1 protein-coding gene and 1 pseudogene are annotated in these 2732 nt (G+C 56.8%); both read right to left on the bottom strand.

Translation table 11 applies throughout. The features are described 5' to 3' along the window. Positions 1 to 239: pseudogene (locus MKD38_RS30410) on the bottom strand (IS110 family transposase); the annotation flags it as partial. A 732-nt stretch (positions 240 to 971) separates the two neighbouring features. After that, positions 972 to 2384, bottom strand: a complete 1413-nt coding sequence (locus MKD38_RS30405) for an extracellular catalytic domain type 1 short-chain-length polyhydroxyalkanoate depolymerase (RefSeq protein ID WP_306414580.1) — start codon at positions 2382 to 2384, stop codon at positions 972 to 974. Positions 2385 to 2732: the final 348 nt, after the last annotated feature.

Below are 2732 nucleotides of genomic sequence, written 5' to 3'. Positions count from 1 at the left end.
CTACTAGCTGCGGCGGAAGCAAATGTTCTGCAATGACGGCTGGCAGGCGCTTCATCACGGTGCCGCCCAGCGGCAGGCTTATGTCGAACTCTATAAGAAATGCACGTTCTAGTAGTGCCCAGCCTGTCGCGAATAATCGAATCCCTAACACGGTGCAATGCCAATAGAACTTGTTGCGACTCCGTTCGCTGTGTGACAAACCGCATAGAGGGTTGTGACGCCTCCTCGCAGATCGCCTCGGGGCATCGTTTATCTGCGATTCACATGTGTTGCTCCTACCAGCCAGCCTAGCGTCTGAGCCACATCGCTGCTCGGAGCCTCTACGCAACACCTCGCGATATTGCCCACTGTCGGACTACATTGTCAGAGCACCTTCGCACGCCGCCGTTGCCAGCAACACGCGCGCTCCCAGCCTACCGCCGGTCGCACGGCGGGTCCGCTACCGTGGAATCAAGACTCGTGGTTGGACAATGATGAAACGAATGCATTGCGCCCGATATACCGAGCCTCATGCTTCGCAAGCGCACCCAACCAGCTATTGTAAGTGGGGACTGTGTCCGGCTTTTCAGGGGGTCGCTCCATTCGTGGAGCCGCCTCAAGCATTCCCTTATTGACTGCAGGGCCAACGCCGGCCGCAGTCCCACAGCCAGAGGCTGGCACTGGCCGTCACCGATACGGCATACACGCTGACACTCCCGACGTGCCAACGTTTAGCGAAGCTGGACAGAAGGACTACGCTATAACCAAACTGATTTCCCTGGGCTGAGCCGAAGGGATCCTCGCCAAAGCTGATCGAAAGCTTCAGGCCGACCTGCAGAAGCGTGTGCAGAGCGCGGATTGGACGTAGCGAATCGGGGAAGCTTCCAATGCAGCTGGGGTCGCCTCCCGAACGGCGCGTACATAGCTTCAATGAGTTCTCTCAGAAGTTTGTTTTGACAGATTGCCTCCCCCAACTCCAATCGTGCCGCTGCTTATGGGCAATTGCCAATCACATAGTATCCGGCGGCTGTCTCAGCCAGAGTGTTGATATAGAAAAGATTATTTAATCCCATGCTTTGGTTCGAGCCATTCGCGTAAGCCCCCCCCCCGACATCGTGTGCCCGACCGGCTTGCACGTGCGCATAGTTTGTGCCGGTGGTCGCCGTACAAGAAAAACTCGTCTTTGTTGTTGCCGAGATAGCAGCAGATTGCTGGCTTTCCCCTGCTGTGCCGTCGATCGCCGTCACAGTGTAGCTGTACGTAGTACCCGCTATCAAGTCCAAATCGGTGTAGCTCGTCGACGTGCTCGAGCCCACCTTCGTGCCATTGCGGTAAAGGTTGTAGCTGTTGGCGTTTGTTACGGCATTCCACGACAGCGATATTGTGTTGAGGGTCGTCCCGGCGACCGCCAGCCCAGTCGGCGACGAACCCGCCTGTCCAGACCCGCTTCCAGCACGCAAATTGTTCTTAACCCAGAAGTCCATCACGAAGTCAGGGTAGTTGATATGCGTGGCATCGACATAGTTGGTGTTGTTGCCGCCAGTTCCAGCGGGCCATGCGTGTGCCATGCCCGCGACCGATATTTCGTGGGTGCGCACTTTGCCATTGCTATCGATATAAGGGGTGTTTGTGCCGCCCCCTGCTATCGATACCTTAGATCCCTGGGTGAAGCTGCCGCCGTAGAGCTGGCGGAAGGCCGAGGCTGCTATCGGGCCATATGCCGGCGCCACCGTGTAGTCCGAGGTTCCCCATACGGCGCCGGCAATCTGGCTGGTGAACTTACCCACGTTGGATCCGGCCCATTGCTTACATTTATTGCCTGCCGTCGTCGCGGTATAGCCACTAGGTACGAAGCCGATCTGGGCCGTCGTGGTTCCCGGCGTCGGACCGGCATTGATGCCAACGCCGGCAAAAATGTCCGGGGCGATGCAGCCCAGGACCATGCTCATGCCGCCTCCAGAGGATAGGCCCGCCACGTATACCTGATTGGGATCGATCGCATACTGGGCATTGGCAACAAAGCGGTTGACTAGATCCAGCAGTACGCCCACGTGTCCAGCGGTTCGGCTTGGCGACGCATTCGCATAGTCCCAGCAATGCTTGAAGTACACGTTGCCGCTTGCGTTAGGCGCAAGAATGACAGCACCGTATTGATCGCCAATCGATTTCCAGTTGAACCCGGTCCCACTGGCATTATTGATCACGTCGCCGGAGGCAGTCTGCAAGCATCCGTGTAGCACTAGAACTAGAGCTCGCTTGCCATTGGGCGTGGAAGGCTGGCTCGCCGGCCAATAGAAATAGCCGGTCAGGTTTCCACCATTGACGGCATCCGATGCCCACGTCTGCTCGCTACTCCACGCTCCGGGACCCGCCGTCGCTGCATGCAGCGAAAACGCTCCCAGCATCGTCGCAAGAGTGACTAACCCGGTCGCGAAGTATCGCCAACGCTTTCTCAGCATAGTGTCTCCCTTTTTTGATTTCTTCGAGTCACAGCAATGCCCTGACCCAAGGGGTCTGCAACAAGCCGGTTCGCACTTTAAGGACAACTGCTTAATTTATGACAGGCTTTCGCTCCGCCTTTAACATGATACATGATTCATGTTTCATACTAGGAAGGGCATCGAGGCAAAGTCAACCACTCGTTTACACTTAGTTCAATGGTTCGCAGCCCCGACAGACCATGGACACCAGCGCGTGAATCGCACCCACCATTGAATCAGACGATATCCATGGCGGAGTAAGCAGGCTAGGGG

Origin of the sequence: Cupriavidus sp. WGlv3 (genome assembly GCF_023952475.1) — a bacterium.
In the GTDB taxonomy this organism is placed as follows: Bacteria; Pseudomonadota; Gammaproteobacteria; order Burkholderiales; family Burkholderiaceae; genus Cupriavidus; species Cupriavidus phytorum.
This window is presented reverse-complemented; position numbering and strand designations above follow the sequence as displayed.